The 16,888-nt window shown below is 67.7% G+C and carries 15 protein-coding genes; 5 read left to right on the forward strand and 10 right to left on the reverse strand.

The features are described from left to right. Positions 1–209: 209 nt before the first annotated feature. The 7 genes from ACOMG5_RS01910 to ACOMG5_RS01940 all read right to left on the reverse strand — a co-directional run bounded on the left by ACOMG5_RS01910 (position 210) and on the right by ACOMG5_RS01940 (position 8,458). Entirely contained in the window at positions 210–2,237 is a 2,028-nt protein-coding gene (locus ACOMG5_RS01910; RefSeq protein WP_420342087.1) for a mechanosensitive ion channel domain-containing protein, read from the reverse strand. A gap of 93 nt (positions 2,238–2,330) precedes the next feature. Further along, entirely contained in the window at positions 2,331–3,161 is an 831-nt protein-coding gene (locus tag ACOMG5_RS01915; RefSeq protein WP_420342088.1) for a SphA family protein, read from the reverse strand. A 271-nt stretch (positions 3,162–3,432) separates the two neighbouring features. Beyond that, positions 3,433–4,236, reverse strand: a complete 804-nt coding sequence (locus ACOMG5_RS01920) for a transporter (RefSeq protein ID WP_420342089.1) — start codon at positions 4,234–4,236, stop codon at positions 3,433–3,435. Positions 4,237–4,370: 134 nt separating this feature from the next. Further along, positions 4,371–5,213 (reverse strand): sensor histidine kinase, encoded by an 843-nt coding sequence (locus ACOMG5_RS01925; protein ID WP_420342090.1) that lies wholly within the window; start codon positions 5,211–5,213, stop codon positions 4,371–4,373. Positions 5,214–5,217: 4 nt separating this feature from the next. Continuing rightward, the gene (locus tag ACOMG5_RS01930; protein ID WP_420342091.1) at positions 5,218–6,279 is read right to left on the reverse strand and encodes a cache domain-containing protein; all 1,062 of its coding nucleotides are present in this window, start codon (positions 6,277–6,279) and stop codon (positions 5,218–5,220) included. Further along, positions 6,272–7,504, reverse strand: coding sequence for a sigma-54-dependent transcriptional regulator (locus tag ACOMG5_RS01935; protein ID WP_420342092.1), 1,233 nt, complete (start codon positions 7,502–7,504; stop codon positions 6,272–6,274). The genes ACOMG5_RS01930 and ACOMG5_RS01935 overlap by 8 nt, the downstream gene beginning before the upstream one ends. A gap of 66 nt (positions 7,505–7,570) precedes the next feature. After that, positions 7,571–8,458 carry a LysR family transcriptional regulator gene (locus ACOMG5_RS01940; protein WP_420342093.1) on the reverse strand — a complete coding sequence of 296 codons (888 nt, stop codon included), beginning with the start codon at positions 8,456–8,458 and terminating at the stop codon, positions 7,571–7,573. 422 nt (positions 8,459–8,880) lie between these two features. On the opposite strand from ACOMG5_RS01940, the gene fdnG reads away from it, so the two are divergent. The 4 genes from fdnG to fdhE are packed head-to-tail and all read left to right on the forward strand — an operon-like array spanning position 8,881 to position 14,334. Next, the gene (fdnG, locus tag ACOMG5_RS01945; protein ID WP_420342186.1) at positions 8,881–11,958 is read left to right on the forward strand and encodes a formate dehydrogenase-N subunit alpha; all 3,078 of its coding nucleotides are present in this window, start codon (positions 8,881–8,883) and stop codon (positions 11,956–11,958) included. Then, entirely contained in the window at positions 11,955–12,836 is an 882-nt protein-coding gene (gene fdxH / locus ACOMG5_RS01950; protein ID WP_420342094.1) for a formate dehydrogenase subunit beta, read from the forward strand. The genes fdnG and fdxH overlap by 4 nt, the downstream gene beginning before the upstream one ends. Then, positions 12,833–13,477: a formate dehydrogenase subunit gamma gene (locus tag ACOMG5_RS01955; RefSeq protein WP_420342095.1), complete on the forward strand. Its 645-nt coding sequence runs from the start codon at positions 12,833–12,835 to the stop codon at positions 13,475–13,477. The genes fdxH and ACOMG5_RS01955 overlap by 4 nt, the downstream gene beginning before the upstream one ends. Then, on the forward strand, positions 13,474–14,334 hold the full coding sequence (gene fdhE / locus ACOMG5_RS01960; RefSeq protein ID WP_420342096.1) for a formate dehydrogenase accessory protein FdhE: 861 nt from the start codon (positions 13,474–13,476) through the stop codon (positions 14,332–14,334). Before ACOMG5_RS01955 ends, fdhE begins: the two co-directional genes overlap by 4 nt. A gap of 8 nt (positions 14,335–14,342) precedes the next feature. On the opposite strand, the gene ACOMG5_RS01965 is transcribed toward fdhE, so the two are convergent. From ACOMG5_RS01965 to ACOMG5_RS01975, 3 genes are read right to left on the reverse strand one after another with little or no spacing between them, the layout of a single operon-like run. Next, on the reverse strand, positions 14,343–15,077 hold the full coding sequence (locus ACOMG5_RS01965; RefSeq protein WP_420342097.1) for an SDR family NAD(P)-dependent oxidoreductase: 735 nt from the start codon (positions 15,075–15,077) through the stop codon (positions 14,343–14,345). Continuing rightward, positions 15,074–15,496 (reverse strand): GlcG/HbpS family heme-binding protein, encoded by a 423-nt coding sequence (locus tag ACOMG5_RS01970; RefSeq protein WP_420342098.1) that lies wholly within the window; start codon positions 15,494–15,496, stop codon positions 15,074–15,076. Before ACOMG5_RS01970 ends, ACOMG5_RS01965 begins: the two co-directional genes overlap by 4 nt. Before the next feature lie 3 nt (positions 15,497–15,499). Further along, positions 15,500–16,264, reverse strand: a complete 765-nt coding sequence (locus tag ACOMG5_RS01975) for a siderophore-interacting protein (RefSeq protein ID WP_420342099.1) — start codon at positions 16,262–16,264, stop codon at positions 15,500–15,502. Between the two features lie 436 nt (positions 16,265–16,700). On the opposite strand from ACOMG5_RS01975, the gene ACOMG5_RS01980 reads away from it, so the two are divergent. Then, positions 16,701–16,886: a hypothetical protein gene (locus ACOMG5_RS01980; protein ID WP_420342100.1), complete on the forward strand. Its 186-nt coding sequence runs from the start codon at positions 16,701–16,703 to the stop codon at positions 16,884–16,886. Positions 16,887–16,888: the final 2 nt, after the last annotated feature.

Raw genomic sequence — 16,888 nt, forward strand, 5'->3', positions numbered from 1 at the left:
CAGAACAACCAATCAATCACCGTCAATGCGGTGAACAGTAACACATTAATCCCGACACATGAGCGAAACTAATGAGATTGGCCGGATGCAGCCTCTGGGCGCGGCCCACGGGGCGCCAGGTCGCGCAGCGGTTGATCGGGCGGCGCCGGGGCGCGTTACGATACGGCATTTACGCAAGATATTGACGCAAAGTTCCGCGTAAACGCCGCTCAGGCCCCGCCGCCCTCCTGCGCCGCCTGCAGGGCGGCATCGTGCCGGGCCTTGGCCAGGGCCGCGGCGGAGGCATCCCCGTCCTCGGGATTCGAGACCTGAACCGTGGGCACCGCGAAATGGATATCGTTTTCCCGGAAGGTCTGGCGGATCATCGTCATCGCATCACGCCGGATCATGAACTGCTCGCCCGGCTTGGTGGTAAAGCCCACCCGCACCTCGATCGCATATTCCCCGAAATCGACAACGCCCTTCATCTTCAGCGGGCTGATGATGCTGTCCTTGTATTCGGGCCGCTCCGCCAGATCCTGGCCGATCTTCTTGATCACCTTGCGCAGCTTTTCCAGATCGGTGTCATAGCCTACCCGGAGGTTGAACTTGGTCACCGACCAGTCGCGGCTCATGTTCTGCACCGCGCCCAGCTCGCCAAAGGGCACCGTGGTCAGCGGCCCGCGGTGGTGGCGCAGCTTCACCGAGCGGAGGCTGAAAGATTCGACCGTGCCCTTGTACTTGCCGGTCTCGATATATTCGTCGATGCGGAAGGCATCGTCCCACAGATAGAACATGCCGCTGATCACATCCTTCACGATGGTCTGCGTACCGAAGCCAACCGCCACGCCCACCACCCCCGCCCCGGCGAGCAGCGGCGCGATTTCCACGCCCAGCCCGGACAGCACCATCAGCACGGAGATGATGCCGATCACTGCGGCCAGGATGTTGCGGAAGATCGGCAGCAGCGTCAGCAGGCGCGAGGCGCGCCGTTTCTGCTCGTCGCTGCGGATCGCATCGGCGGAGGCGGTCTCCAGCGTCATCTTGATCTGGGCCTTTGCGAAGGCCCAGATCAGATCCGCGAACAGCACGACGACGACGCCCTGCATCAGGCCGCGCGCGATACGGTTCTCGATGGTCTCGCCGCGCGCCATGCCGGAGGCCTCCAGCCCAAGCAAATGGGCAATCCACCAGGCGGCCCCCGCAATGATCAGCGCGCGCAGCACCCGATCCAGCAGGATCGACCGGGTCGCATAGATCTGCGCCTCCGGGTTGACGTAGAGCTGCAGCCCGCGAACCAGCTTCGTGCAGGCAGCCAGCACCTTGGGCAGCGCGACCGCGAAGATCCCAAGCCAGAGGAGCACATGCAGCCCCGCGAGCCAGAGCGCCAGAAGCCCGATCAGAACGATGCTCCAGCCCCAGGAGGCTCTCGTCCAGAGCGCATTGCCCCTCGCGAAGGGCCGCGGACGCCGCCACAGCGTCGCAAGGGCAAGCGCGCACAGGCCGAAGGCCAGAATGTAGATCAGGAGCAGCATCGGCCCGCCTGCCACCCCGAACAGATCCGCCATTTCGACGAAGGCCCAGCCCGCGAAGAAATAGCTCGCCAGCACGAGCGCGCTTTTGTAGCCGTGCCGGGCGGCGGCTGGCGCAGGCGGCGCATCGGCGCCGGCGATGCCCTCCAGATAGAGCCGCCCGAGGAAGACCGTGAGCCGGATCCCGATCAGCGCCAATGCCACCAGCACCGCCGCCTGCTTCAAAAGCTCCGCCCAGCCGAACAGGACCAGCGGCAGCACCGCACCGAGGATGAACCCGGCTAGGCCCGCAAGCGAGGGCAGGCGCGCGAGCCGGCCAAGGCCGGTCGTGGCCTGCGCGCTCTGCCGGCCGCGCCGCGCGAGCATCCTGTCCCCCGCCACGGCCAGTACCGGAATGCTCAGAAGCTCCAGCAGGGTGCGGAAGGCGCCGTTCTGCGCCAGCTCGCGCGCGAGCCGGCCCAGCGCATCGCCGAGGCTCGGCCCGATGGTCATCGCGCCCGACAGTACCAGATCGAACCTTTCGCGCACCTGATTGAGCCGCGTCGCGAAGAAGCCCGGGATGCCGCCCTCGGGCGCCGCCGTGGCGGGCACCGCTGCGGCGGATTGCGTGCGCAGCCAGGCCTGAACCTCCGGCTTGCCGAGGAGCTGCAGGAATTCCTGCACCTCGGCCGGCTGCTCTGCAGGGGCCTGCTGCGCCATGGCGGCAAGCGGAAGCAGGCACAGCATGAGCACCGCACAGAGCCCGGCCAGCACCCTGCCTGCGCCCCTGAGGCGCCGCGCGACGACCGGAATCTATAGGTCAGGCATTCAGAAGCGTCTCTATTTCAGGATCGACAGCGGCATGGTGAGCGAGACGAACAGCACATCGCCCTCGGCCCGGTTGCGCACATCGAACTCATGGTAATATTTCACCCGCGCCGATACAGGCCGGTCTCCCATCTTGAAGTTCCAGCCCATGGTCGCGCCCACCGCGGTGACCTGCCCGCGGAACGGGCCGCTGGCGCCATCGCCCGAATCGTCGGTGAGCTGATCGTAATAGTAGCCGATCATCCCGGCATCGAAAGCCGGGCTGAAATGCTTCACCGCCGCCCATTCGAAATGCAGCTCGTTCCCTGTCCGGTAATCGGTGGCCGGGTTTTCGTCGTTGAAGGTCACGCCGAGCACGCCCGACAGATCCAGCCCGGAGGCCGGATCGAGCCATGTCATGGCGGTGAACACATCGGCGCCCCAGTGGTGAAAGGCGATATTGGAGATCTCGCCCTTCTGGTAATCGCCCACCGGCACGTTGATCATCGTGCCGACCTGCCAGTGCAGATTGCCCTGGTTCCAACCGAGGAAGGCGCTGAGAACCGGATCGCCGATGGTGAAGACCTCGTCGCTGACATCGGCGCGCGCAGGCCCGCCGCGGGGGCCGGCCAGGGTCAGATCGGCGCTGGTGCTCTTCCAGCCGATCGGGAATGTCGCGGCCAGGCCCAGATGCCCGCCCAGCATCTCCTCCGGCAGGACCCAGATGAAGGTCGGCAGGTCGATCACCGCGGAGCCATCCACCCCGAGGGCGAGCCGCCCGCCCGTCGGCAGCTTACGCTCGGCGCCGATATCGCCGTTGTAGTAATAGAGGTCGTTCTGGAAATAGAGGCCCGCGGACGGCATCACCGCGGCCGACGGCCCCTCCGATCACAACAGGTAGAACCCGACACCACTCTCGGCGCCGAAGGCCACGGCCGGTGCCAAAAGCGCCGCCAGCAGCGGGGCGCCATGGAGCATCATCTGGAATCGCCGCATCCGATCACCTCCTCTGTTACCCATACCATCGTCGCCGAAACCACTGCAGCATCAAGTAATTTACAGTAAATTCGCGCCCGTCCGCGGCGCGGAAGACGGAAGCATTCGGCCCGAACGTCCCCTTGGCTCTGCCCGCGCCTCACTTCGGATAGAGCATCGTCACCGCCAGCCGGACGCCCCATCCTTCGGGCCCATTCTCCGGGCTTTCCGCCCAGTACCGCGCGCCCGCCGTGAAGCTGACCGGCTGCGCCCCGAAGGTCACGAGCTTCGAGACCTGAAGGTTGATCGGCACCGACCACTGGTCGTTCTTCCAGTCGTAGCTGCTTTCCGTGTTCAGCCCAAAGGTCCAGGCATTCGCGGTGGTGAAGGAGAGGAACGGCTGCAGGAAGCTCACGCTGATATCGGGGCGGTCCCCCTCCCCGGCGACGGACCAGATGTGGTTCGCAAGCCCGCCGTAGGTCCAGCCGCCGCTTTGCTTCAGCACCACCGCCGTCGGGCCGATCCCGAACTGGCCCGCGCCCAGAAGGTCATCCGTCGCCGTCGGCAGCAAGAATACGGGGCCCGCGCCCCAGATCAGGCCGCTCGCCGTCGGCTCCTTGGGGGAGAAGAAGAAGCTCTGCGTGATATCGCCAAGCCCGGACTGACGCCCCGAAGAGCCCGCGATGTCATCTTGCCAGATCACCGGCACGATCGTGCGGGAAATCAGGTTCCATTCGTCATTGAGCGAGATCGGCACCACGGGCTGGATGTTGACCGTGGTGCGGTTGCCGTCCTCGGGGCCGTAGCCGCTGTCGTAGTTGAACTGGAACGGCACGCTGATCAGTGAAGCGACGGGGTTGCTCAGCTGTTTCGCCAGATCGTTCCCAGACTCCTGCGCCGAGGATGCCGATACCGAAAACGCCAGCGCGGCAGCAGCCGACAGGGCAAGGGTAATCTTCGCCATCTCTTCACTCCGTCACTGATACTCGCCAATCATGCGCCAGCGCAGGGCGCTTCCTGAAGTACGTTACCGTAAATCCGGCCGTGGCCTCCGCGCCCGCAGCGTGGGGCCGTACGGATGAAGCGACGGAGCGCGCCTCAGGCCGCGGGCAGCCAGAGCGTGAAGGTCGTCCCCTCCCCCGGGCAGCTGCGGGCGGAGAGCCGGCCACCGGCGCGGGCCGTCAGCGCCTGACAGATCGAGAGGCCGAGGCCGGTGCCCCGGGTGCCGCGGGTGGTGAAGAACGGGTCGAACACATGCGCCAATGTCTGCGCATCCATACCGGTGCCGGTATCGCTGAGCGTCAGACACACACCCGGACGCCCGTCCTCATGCGCCGCGTCCTGCGTGCTCAGGGCCAGTCGCCCGCCCTGCGGCATCGCCTGAACCGCATTGGTCGCGAGGTTCACGAGGATCTGCTGCAGGGCATGGAGGTTCATCGCGACCTCGCGGGTGGAGCGCAGATCGCTCACCAGCGTCACCCCCTTCAGCAGATGACTTATCAGCGGCCGCAGCCCCGCAGCAGCCGCCGCCGGATCCGTGAGCGGGGGATCGCCCGCGAATTCCTCGGGGCGCGCGAATTGCAAAAGCTGGTTCACCAGCGCCCCGATGCGGCGGATCTGATCGTCGATCAGGGCAATTTCAGTCTCCGCCGCACTGCCCTGCTCATCGAGGATCAGCCGCAGCACCTCCATATTGCCCTGAATCACCGCCAGCGGATTGTTGATCTCATGCGCGACCCCGGCCGTGACCTCCCCGATCGTCGCCAGCTTTTCGGCCAGAACCAGCTGCCGCGTGGCCGCCTCCAGCGCGCGGTTCGCCTCGGTCAGATCCGCGGTGCGCGCCTCCACCCGTCGGTTCAGATCGGCATTCAGCGCCCGCAGGTCGCTGTCGCGCTGCTGCAGCAGGCCAAGCAGCCGGTCCAGGTGCCGGGCGAGATGCACGATCTCATCGGCCCCCCCCCGCAGGCACCTGCGTGAGCGCCCCCATCTCCCCCGCCTCCGCGCGCGACATCGTCCGCCCCATCGCCTCCAGCGGCCCGAAAATCCCCCTTGCCCAGTGCAGAAACAGCGGCAGCGAGAGCCCCGCAGCCAGCGCGAAGGCGCCGCCGATGACCGCCCAGGTGACCTGCCGCGCCGCGGTATAAGGCGCGCGCGGAATGCCGGTATAGAGCATGCCCACCCGCCTGCCCTGCGGGTCGGCGAGCGCCTCATAGGCCGATATGTACCACGCATTCACGACATAGGCCGTGTCGTGCCAGCTCTCGCCACCGATCAGCACCCGGTCCCGCACCGCGGCCGAGGCCCGCGTGCCGAGCGCGCGCTCCCCGCCGGAGGGGCGCAGCGTCGTGGCGATGCGCAGGTCATCCAGGAAGAGCGTGGTAACCCCCTGATCGAAGCTGACCGCGCCGGCATGGCCTTCAGGGGGCGGATAGACCAGCGCATTGATCCGGTCGATGAACCCGGTGTTGTTGTTGAGCAAAATCCCGCCCGAGAGCTGCGCTGCCACCCCTCCGGGCAGCGTGACCGGGCTGACCGCATGAATCACCAGCGCGCGGTCTTCGCCCCCTCCTGCGGCACCGGCATGCGGCACCCGCGCCCGCTCCGCCAGCCCGGGCGACAGCGCCCCGAGCGTGGCCGCCTGCAGAACCGCGAGGCCCGTGCGCGCGGGCAGCGCCGGGCTGCCCGTGGCAGCGCCGAGCACCAGATAATCGAGCCCGAGCCTGCGCCGGCTTTCCTCCAGGAAGGCTGCGGGCTCCGGGCCGATGTGGTCGCGGAAGGCCGCGGATGCGCCCAGGGCCGCCACCCCGGCCGCGGTGCTGTCCGTCAGATGCGCGAGGTACTGGCGCGCGACCGTCAGGTCGCTCGCCACGCGCGCGGTGAGGATCTGATCGGTGCGCCAGATCCAGCGCTGCATGGTGATGCCGATCAGGAGCGGCAACACGAGCAGCATCGGCAGCAGCGCGATGGCCAGCAGCCGCGAGCGGACCGAGCGGAATGTCCTAGCCATCGGCACGGCTCAGCTCGGGCGGGAACCGGCCGAGAATGAGCGTCCGTTCGATCAGGTTGCGCAATTCGCGCACATTGCCCGGCCAGGGCTGCGCCAGCAGCGCCGCCGCGATATCATCGGTCAGCGGCACTTCAGGCAGGCCGAGCGCGCGCGCCTGGCGCTGCAGGAACAGGCGCGCCAGCTCCAGCACATCCGCCCCGCGCGCGCGCAGCGGCGGCATGCGCAGCTGCAGGATGTTGATGCGGTAATAGAGATCCGCGCGGAACCGCCCCTCGGCCACCCGTGCCTCCAGGTCGGTATTGGTCGCGAAGATCAGCCGCAGGTCCACCGGAAGCGCGCGTTCCGCGCCCAGCGGCCGGATCCGCCGGTCCTCCAGCACGCGCAGCAGCTTCGCCTGCGTCGCGAGCGGCAGCTCGGCGATCTCGTCGAAGAACAGCGTGCCCCCCTGCGCATGCAGGAACAGCCCCTCGCGATGCCCGCTCGCGCCCGGGAACGCGCCATCCACATGGCCGAACAGCTCGGAATCGACCATCTCCTCGGGCATGGAGGCGCAATTGACCGCGATGAAATGGCCCTCGGTCCGGTTCGACAGGTCGTGGATCATCCGCGCCACGACCTCCTTTCCGGTACCGGATTCCCCGCTGAGCAGCACCGAAGACGGTAGCGGCGCCACGCGGCGCACGGTCGCGCGGATCTCCTCGATCGCAGCCGAGGTCCCGATCAGCTGGTCGTGGCGCAGGCTTGCATCGATGCTGCGGCGCAGCTCCTGGCGCAGCATCCGGTTCTCCGCGCGCAGGCGGCTTTGCTCCAGCACCCGCGCCACCGCGGCCAGCAGCTGGTTGGAGCGGAACGGCTTCAGGATCAGGTCAGCCGCCCCCGCCTGCATCGCCTCGATCGCGATCTCGAGGTCGGCGAAGGCGGAAATCAGCACCACCGGCGGCACATGGCCCTTCTCGCGCTGCTGGCGCAGCCAGTCGAGGCCGCGCTCCGTGCCGAGCAGATTATCGAGCACGATGACATCGAAATGCTCCACGGCCAGCCAGTCTCCGGCCTCGCCGATGGTGGCGGCCAGCTCGATCCGGCGGCATTGCGGGCCGAGGATCCGGACCATGAAATTGCGCATGCCAGGCTCGTCATCGACGATCAGAACAGACGCCTGCGACAGGCGGGCCGCATAGGCCGCAGGGCCGCGCGGCGGCGCCGGAATGCTGGTCGTTGCGGGCAAATGATCCTCCTGTTCCCGCACCGGGCATCTGAGGCGGCTTCGCCAGATCATCGCATCTCGGCCCGGTCAGGACAAGATGGCGCCCCCCCCCCCGCCCTGCCAGCCCTCCGCGCAATCCATGAGCGCCTGCACCATCGGCGCCTGCGGATCGCGGCGCGCCAGCAGCAGCCCGAGTCCCGACAGCGCCGGCGCGCCGGACAGCCCATGCACCCCGACCGTATCGCCCGGCGCCAGCAGCGCGCGGAAGCTGCCGGGTACCAGGGCGCACCAGTGCCCGTGCCGCAGATGCGCCAGCACCGCATCGAGCGTATCGCACAGGACCGAAGCCCGCAGCTTGCGCGCCGCCAGCGCGGCCGCGATCCCGCCCTCGGCCACACACAGCGGCTGGGTCAGGGCGTCGCGCCAGGGGATCGTGGCATCATGGGCGAAGGGATGATCGGCGCGGCAGGCAAACAGCACCTCGCCCGGCGCGATGGGCTGCGCGACCATGCCCGCAGGCGGGCGCGGATCCAGCTCCGTCACCCCGCCATCAAGCTCGAAGCGGCGGATCGCCGCGGTGATTTCCGGTGGCGTCATGGCCCGGAAGCGTATCCGCGCCAATGGGTTGTGCGCTTCGAACCGGGCGGAGAGCTGCGGCACCAGCGGCATCGCCGCCGCCGCCACACCGAGGCGCAGCTCGCCCGTCAGCCCGCCCTTGCGGCGCCCGAACAGATCATCGCGCAGGTGGCCATAATCCGCCAGGATCTGCCGGCCCCAGACGAGCACCTTCTCCCCCTCCGCAGTCAGCCCCATGAACCGCTTGCCCCGCAGGATCAGCGTCGCGCCCAGATCCTCCTCCAGCTTGCGGATCGCGAGCGACAGCGCGGGCTGGGTCACGCCGCAGAGCTCCGCCGCGCGGCCGAAATGCTGCTCCTCCGCCAGGGTGACGAAAAAATCCAGATGACGGATCAGCATGCCGCGGCGCTCCTCTGGCGCGCCATCTCCGTTTTCGTTATATCCATTAGGAAATAACGAAAACGATGCGACTCGCCTCCGGCTTGGGTGCCTGTCGGTATCGCTGCGGTCATGGCGCCCGGCCTCCGGAGATGATGCCCGGAGCGGGCGATCACGTTATCATGATAGTACTTCCTTATATAAATATATGAGACGCAAATCACAGAATAATCCCGTTTCCCATCAGGGAATTGACAATCCTGTGTGAAAAACTCGGGTTTGCCAGCGCTGCCGATGCTGCAATATGCCGCTAGACCGCGGAAAAGACGGCGGTTTTGCGCCTTGCCCGGCGGCCCAGTGCCCCGCTACTGGCTCACGGATCTTGGTGTGCAATGGCACACAACGGATGCAGACAGGGAGCAGGCACCATGGGCGGAACCGGTATCAGAATTGGCAGACGCAGGTTCCTGCAGATCCTCGGGACGGGGGCCGCGGCGCTGAGCGCGAATGCCCTGGGCCTGTCCACGGCGGAGGCGCAGGTCGCGGCGGCGGTGCGGCCGTTCAAGCTGCTGCGCGCCAAGGAGACGCGGAACAACTGCACCTATTGCTCGGTGGGCTGCGGCATCCTGATGTATTCGCTGGGCGACGGGGCGCGGAACGCGAAGCCGCGGATCTTCCACATCGAGGGCGACCCGGACCACCCCGTCAGCCGCGGCTCGCTGTGCCCGAAGGGCGCGGGCCTGCTCGACATGATCCATTCCAAGGGGCGGCTGACCTTCCCCGAATACCGCGCGCCCGGATCGAAGGACTGGGTCCGGATCAGCTGGGACGAGGCCAACCGCCGCATCGCCCGCCTGCTGAAAGACGACCGCGACGCGAATTTCATCGCCCGCAACGACAAGGGCCAGCTGGTAAACCGCTGGCTCTCCTCGGGGATGCTGGCCTCCTCCGCCGCCTCCAATGAAACCGGCGTGCTGGATTTCAAATTCGCCCGCGCGCTCGGCATGCTGGGCATCGATTGCCAGGCGCGGCTGTGCCATGCGCCCACGGTGGCCGCGCTGGCCCCGAGCTTCGGGCGCGGCGCGATGACCAACCACTGGGTGGATATCAAGAACGCCAATGTCGTCATCGTCATGGGCGGCAACCCGGCCGAGGCGCACCCGGTGGGCTTCAAATGGGTGATCGAGGCCAAGACCAAGAACAAGGCGAAGGTGATCGTCGTCGATCCGCGCTTCAACCGCACCGCCTCGGTCGCCGATATCTTCTCGCCGATCCGGGCCGGGTCGGACGCGGCCTTCCTGATGGGCATGGTGCGCTACCTGCTGCAGACCGACCAGATCCAGCACGATTATGTCCGCAGCTACACCAACGCGCCGCTGATCGTGCGCGCGGATTTCAGCTTCGACGAAGGCGTGTTCTCGGGCTTCGATCCGCAGACAAAAGCTTACGACAAATCCAGCTGGACCTATGAGCGCGACGCCGATGGCAATGCGCTCAGCGACCCGACGATGACCCACCCGCGCTCGGTGTTGCAGCTGCTGAAGCGGCATGTGGACCGCTATACGCCGGAAATGGTGGAGGAAATCACCGGGGTGAAGCAGGAGGACTTCCTGCGGATCGCGGAAATCATCGGCTCCTGCGCGGCGCGCGACAAGACCATGACCTGGCTCTATGCGCTCGGCTGGACGCACCACACCGGCGGCGCGCAGATCATCCGCGGCGCCGCGATGATTCAGCTCCTGCTCGGCAATGTCGGGATGGCGGGCGGCGGCGTGAACGCGCTGCGGGGCCATTCCAATATCCAGGGCTACACCGATCTCGGGCTGCTGTCGCTGCGGGTGCCGGGCTACATGAACCTGCCTTCGGACAAGCAGCAGAGCCTCGCGCAATACCTGACGGAGGTCACCCCGAAGGAGGTGCTGCCGGGCCAGGTGAACTACTGGAAGAACACGCCCAGGTTCTTCATTTCGTTGCTGAAGAACCTCTATGGCAAGCATGCCACGAAGGAGAACGACTTCGCCTTCGACCTGCTGCCGAAATGGGACCGCAGCTACGACATGCTGGCCTATTTCGACCTGATGTACGAGGGCAAGGTCAACGGCTACATCGCGCAGGGCTTCAACCCGCTGGCCGCGATGCCCGACAAGAACAAGACCTCCAAGGCGCTGTCGAAGCTGAAATTCCTGGTGGTGATCGACCCGCTGGCGACGGAGACGTCGAACTTCTGGCGCAACGAGGGGCGGTTCAACGACGTGCCCACCGAAGAGATCATGACCGAGGTGTTCCGCCTGCCGTCGAACTGCTTCGCGGAGGAGGATGGCGCGATCGTCAATTCCGGCCGCTGGCTGCAATGGCACTACGCCGGGCAGGAGCCGCCCGGCGAGGCGCGCCACGACCCGGAGATCCTCGGCGGCATCATGATGGAGCTGCGGCGCCTCTATGAGACCGAGGGCGGCGCCTGCCCCGAGCAGGTTCTGCATATGACCTGGGACCACGACACCTACCACGACCCCGCCTCGCCGCATCCGCAGGAAATGGCGAAGGAATCCAATGGCTATGCGCTCGAGGACGTGTTTGATGAAACCGGAAAGCAGATCCTGAAGAAGGGGCAGCTGCTCGACAGCTTCGCGCAGCTGCGCGACGACGGCACGACGCAGAGCTTCTGCTGGGTGTTCGCCGGCTCCTGGACGGAGAAGGGCAACCAGATGGCCAACCGCGACAATACCGACGCGGGCCTTGGCAACACGCCGGGCTGGGCCTGGTCCTGGCCTGCGAACCGGCGCGTGCTGTACAACCGCGCCAGCATGGACATGGACGGCAATCCCTGGGACCCGAACCGGCAGATCCTGCATTGGGACGGCGCGAAATGGACCGGATCGGATGTACCGGATTTCCCGGCCACGATTCCGCCCGGCGCGCCCGCTGCGCCCTTCATCATGCTGCCCGAAGGCATGGGCCGGCTGTTCTCGGCGCAGGGGATGAACGACGGCCCCTTCCCCGAGCATTACGAGCCGGTGGAAAGCCCGATCGCGAAGAACCCGCTGCATGAAGCCGTGACCCACAACCCGACCGCGCGGATCTTCCAGAACGATGCGCAGCGGATGGGCAACCGGCACGACTACCCCTATGTGGCCACCACCTATTCGGTGACCGAGCTGTTCCGGCACTGGACCAAGCACAGCCACCTGAACGCCATGCTGCAACCCGAGCAGTTCATCGAGATCGGCGAGAAGCTCGCGGCGCAGAAGGGTATCGGCCACGGCGATACGGTGAAGGTCTCGACCAAGCGCGGCCATATCACCGCCAAGGCCGTGGTGACCAAGCGGATGCGCACGCTCACGGTGGCCGGGCAGGAGGTGGACCAGATCGGCATCCCCTGCCACTGGGGCTTCGAGGGCGCGACAAAGAAGGGCTACCTTGCCAATACGCTCTCGCCCGGCGTGGGCGACGCCAATTCGCAGACACCGGAGTTCAAGGCCTTCCTGGTCAACGTGGAAAAAGTGACGGGAGAGCCGGCATGAATTCGCAAAACATCATCAAGCGCTCGGCCACCTCCGAGATGACCCCCGCGCCGCATGTGCGCGACCATCAGATGGAGGTCGCGAAGCTCATCGACGTGACCACCTGCATCGGCTGCAAGGCCTGTCAGGTCGCCTGCAACGAATGGAACGACCTGCGCGGCGAGGTGGAGCAGAACGTAGGCGTCTATGACAACCCGCGCGACCTGCACGCCGACAGCTGGACCCTGATGCGCTTCACCGAGCATGAGGACGAGGCGGGCAAGCTGGAATGGCTGATCCGCAAGGACGGCTGCATGCATTGCGAGGACCCGGGCTGCCTGAAGGCCTGCCCGGTGCCGGGCGCGATCGTGCAATATGCGAATGGGGTCGTGGATTTCCAGTCGGACCTGTGCATCGGCTGCGGCTATTGCGTGGCGGGCTGCCCGTTCGACGTGCCGCGGATCTCCAAGGCCGACAACAAGGCCTATAAATGCACGCTGTGCTCGGACCGGCTCGCGGTGGGCCAGGCCCCCGCCTGCGCCAAGACCTGCCCGACGGGCGCAATCTCCTTCGGCTCCAAGGAGGAGATGAAGGACCTGGCCGCCACCCGCGTGGCCGAGCTGAACGAGCGCGGCTACGAGAACGCCGGGCTCTATGATCCGCAGGGCGTGGGCGGCACGCATGTGATGTATGTGCTCCATCACGCGGATGACCCGCAGCGCTACGCGGGCCTGCCGAAGGATCCGCAGATCAGCCCGGTGGTCTCGGGCTGGAAGGACCTGCTGAAGCCCGCGGCGGCCGTGGCGGGGGCGGCGGCCGTGGCCGGGATGGCGGTGCATTTCATGGGCGTCGGCCCCAACAGCACCGGAGAGGGCGACGATACGGAGGACAAGGCATGAGCCGCAAGCAAGACCGGATCCTGCGCACGAAACTGCCCGAGCGGCTGTGCCACTGGGCGATTGTGCTGTGCTTCTTCCTGGCGGCCACCTCGGGGCTGTCGTGGTTCTTCCCCACATTCTCCTGGATGTCGGGGCTGCTCGGCACGCCGCAGATGGCGCGGCTGCTGCACCCGTTCCTGGGCATCGCGGTATTCGCCGGGCTGTGCTTCATGTTCGTGCGCTTCGTGAAATACAACCTGCCCGCGCGCACCGATGCGCTCTGGTTTCGCAATGTGGCGGATGTGATCCTGAACCGGCACGGCGCGCCGCTGCGCATCGGCAAGTACAACGCCGGGCAGAAGGTGCTGTTCTGGCTGATCATGCTGTCCATCGTGCTGCTGCTGGTCTCGGGCCTGATCATGTGGCGCGCCTATTTCGCCGAATTCTTCCCGATCCCGGTGCTGCGGCTGGCGATCCTGGCGCATTCGGTGGCGGGGATCGGGCTCATCCTGCTGATCCTCGGCCATATCTATCTGGCAATCTGGGTGCGCGGCTCGATCACCGGCATGGTCACGGGCTATGTCTCCCGCGCCTGGGTGCGCCAGCACCATGACCGCTGGGCCGCGGAGCTGGATGCGCAGGACGCGGAGGCACGCAAATGACCGAAGCCCCCCTCCTGCATGCGCCGCAGCCGCCCGGATCGCACCATTTCGCGCCGATCCTGCGGCCGGATCTGGCCACGTTCTATGCCCGCCGCGCGGCGCGCCTGCGGGCGCTGGCCGCGGGGCATGAACTCTCGGAGTATCTGGTGCTCGCCGCGCAGGTGACCGATGCCCAGGCCGCCTGCCTCGGCGCCCCGGCCGCGGATCTGCCCCCGGATCCGGCAGGGATTGCGGCCGCGGGCCTCTGGCCTGCGCTGCTGGACCGGATGCTGGCCGATCTGCGCCCGAAGGTGGCCGCGCCGGTGCGCGAAGCCCTTGCCCAGCTGCAGGCCCTGCCCGAAGCGGCGCGCCGCACCGCCGCCATCGCCCTGGCCGAAGGCCGGTTCGATGCCGTGGACCCGGCGCTGGCGCCGTTCCTTTGGGCGGCCCTGTCGGCAGAGGTGGCCCGCGCCGCGCGGGCCGCCCCCCTGCCCGGCCCCACGGCGCAGGAGCCGCCCGATTGCCCGCTCTGCGGTACTGCCCCTGTGGCCAGCACCATCCTCACCGGCGACGATCAGGGTCTGCGCTACCTGCATTGCGCGCTGTGCGACTGCGACTGGCACATGGTCCGCGCCAAATGCACGAATTGCGGCGATGCGGGGCAGCTCGATTACCTGAGCTTCGAGACCCCCGAAGCCCCGATCCGCGCCGAGGCCTGCGGCGCCTGCGGCAGCTATCTGAAGGTGATCAGCCAGGAGCGGGACCGGGAGGCAGACACCGTCGCCGACGATCTGGCAAGCCTCGTTCTCGACGATGCCGCCAGCGCCGAAGGGTTCGGGCGCAGCGGGTTCAACCCCTTCGCCCTGCCCTCCGGCTGAGGCCGCGCTCAGAGCAGGGAGGGCCCGCCATCCACCACGATGGTCTGCCCGGTGATGAAGCCGCAGGTCATCACGAACAGATAGGCCTGCGCGACTTCGGCAACCGTGCCGGTGCGGCCGAGGGGGATCTGCCCGGAGAAGCGCTCGCGGATGGCCGCGACCTCGGCCTCCGGCAGGCTCCGCCAGAGCGGCGTCGGGGTCCAGGTCGGCGCCATCGCATTGGCCCGCAGCTTCGGCGCCAGCTCTACGCCGAGCCCGCGCACCAGGGTGCTGATCCCGATATTGCCGAGGATTGCGCCTGAGGCATTGTCGGGGCGCCCGCCCGCTCCGGCGGTGAAGGTCATGCTGCCGCCGGGCCGGAGGCTGGGCGCGGCGCTGCGCGCGATCCGCTGGTTGGCGAAGAGCTTGCCCTCCACCGTATCGCGGATCGCAGCCTCCGGCGCGGACAGAAACCCGCCCCCCATGGCGCCCCCGACCATCGAGACCAGATGATCGAGCGGCCCGAGCGCGCCCAGCAGGGCGTCGAACGCCTGCGGGTCGGTGGCGTCGCAGCCATAGCCGCGGGCCTCCGCACCATCCTCGCGAAAGGCCTGCGCAACCGCTTCGGCTTTCGCGGCGTCCCGCCCCACGAGCCGCAACACCGCCCCCTGCGCCGCCGCCTGCCGGGCGACCTCGTGCCCGAAGCCCGAGGTTCCGCCGATGATCAGGACCGTCTTCTGCGCCAGCATTTGCCCACCCGTCATGCGCAAAGCTCCCCGCTCAGGGCGTCAACCGCCTCGCTTGCGATTTCGTCATCCACGGCACCGGTCGCGCCGCTGACCCCGAACCCGCCAAGGCAGGCCCCGCCCCGCAGCACCGGCAATCCGCCCCCGATCGGGACCGCCCCCGGAACCGAGAGCATCGAGGCCTTGCCCGCGTCGATCATCTCCTCGAACATCCGGTTCGGCTTGCCGAAAAGCGCCGCGGTGCGGGCCTTGCCAATGGCGACGTCGATCGAAATGCGCCCTGCACCGTCCATGCGGCGGAAGGCAAGGAGCTGGCCCGCGCTGTCCACCACCGCAAAGCACAGCGCCAGCCCGCGCCGCCGGGCCGCGGCCTCGGCATGCGCGAGCAGGCTATCGGCCCCGGCGATGGCCAGGCTTTCCAGATGTGCCGTCAGCATCGCTCAGTCCTCCATCGCCTTGACCGACGCATCCGCCTGGCCCTCGACCCAATACCCCGAAGCCTTGATCCAGGCCTTCGGCACCCCGCGCGCGATCAGCGCCGCCCGCAGCGCCCGGGCAACGCCCGCCTCGGCCGCGACCCAGACGAAGGTCCGCTCGGGGATCTCGAGCCCGTCGAGCGCGGCCAGAAACGGCTCCGGGCGGGCGGCCTCGGCCAGCGGCCGGTGCAGCCAGAGCGCCTCATGCCGGGCCGCCGTCGTCAGCACCTGCTCATCGGCCACCGAAGGCACCGCGACCAGGCTGGTCACGGGCACCCCCGCGGGCAGCTCCTCGATGCGGCGCCCGATCGCGGGCAGCGCGGTTTCATCGCCGATCAGCAGCCATTGCGCGATATCGCCGCCGATCACCGCCGATCCGCGCGGCCCGCCGATGGTGAGCCCATCCCCCACCCGGGCCGCGCGCGCCCAATCCGCAGCCAGGCCACCGGCATGATCGACGACATCCAGCACCAGCTCGCCCCTGGCCGCATCGTAGCGACGCGGGGTGTAGTCGCGGCGGGTCTCTGTGCCATCCGCGCCGGGCACGGTGATCTTGATGTGATCATCGGCGCCCGCGCTGACGAAGCCCTGCAGATCCGCGCCGGTGAAGGTAAGGCGGATCATGGAGGGCGTCAGCCGCTCGGTCGCGGCCAGGGTCAGGTTGCGCCAGCGCAGCTCGTGGCGCAAGCGCTGGATCTGCGGCAGGGTATCGGGGAGGGAGCTATCCATATCCGTTCTCTCATAATAGGCCCGGCGGAGAGTGACGGTCTGATCGTGACGCACCACACCCGAAAGCCGAGGCTTAGGTGTCCGTGCGTTGGTTGACGTTAACGCTTACGATCATGTGCGCTCGGGTATAATCGCCCCGCGCCGGGCTGGCAAGCGCAGGCGCGCAGCGCCTCGCGCAATGGTGAGCCCGCGGTGCCGGCAGCTTCCGCGCAACCTGCGCCTGCGCCGCGAAAATTCGACGCCGCGCCCCTCCCCAACCGGCGCGGCGGGTGCTAGGCTGCACCGGCACTCCCCCGCATATCGCGGGATCCGCCCGCCCCTTTCCAACAGGTGATTACATGCCCGTCTGATCCTCCTCCTTACCGGCCTGACCCTGGCCGCCTGCTCCGCGCCGCTGGAGAGCACGCCCCCGGCGAGCCAGGATGCGATCCGGATCATGCAGAAGGATCAGAACGGCATCGTCCTGCGCGGCCTGCAGGACGCGACCCGGAGCCAGCCGCCCGAGCGCTACGATGCCATCGCCGCGCAGCATTGCGCCAGCGTCGACGGCAAGCCGCAGCTGCAAAGCAAGGTGCAGCGCACGACCTTCGCCTTCGACGTCACCTATCTGTGCAGGAAATAGGG

Origin of the sequence: Paenirhodobacter sp. (assembly GCF_041916475.1) — a bacterium.
In the GTDB taxonomy this organism is placed as follows: domain Bacteria; phylum Pseudomonadota; class Alphaproteobacteria; order Rhodobacterales; family Rhodobacteraceae; genus Rhodobacter.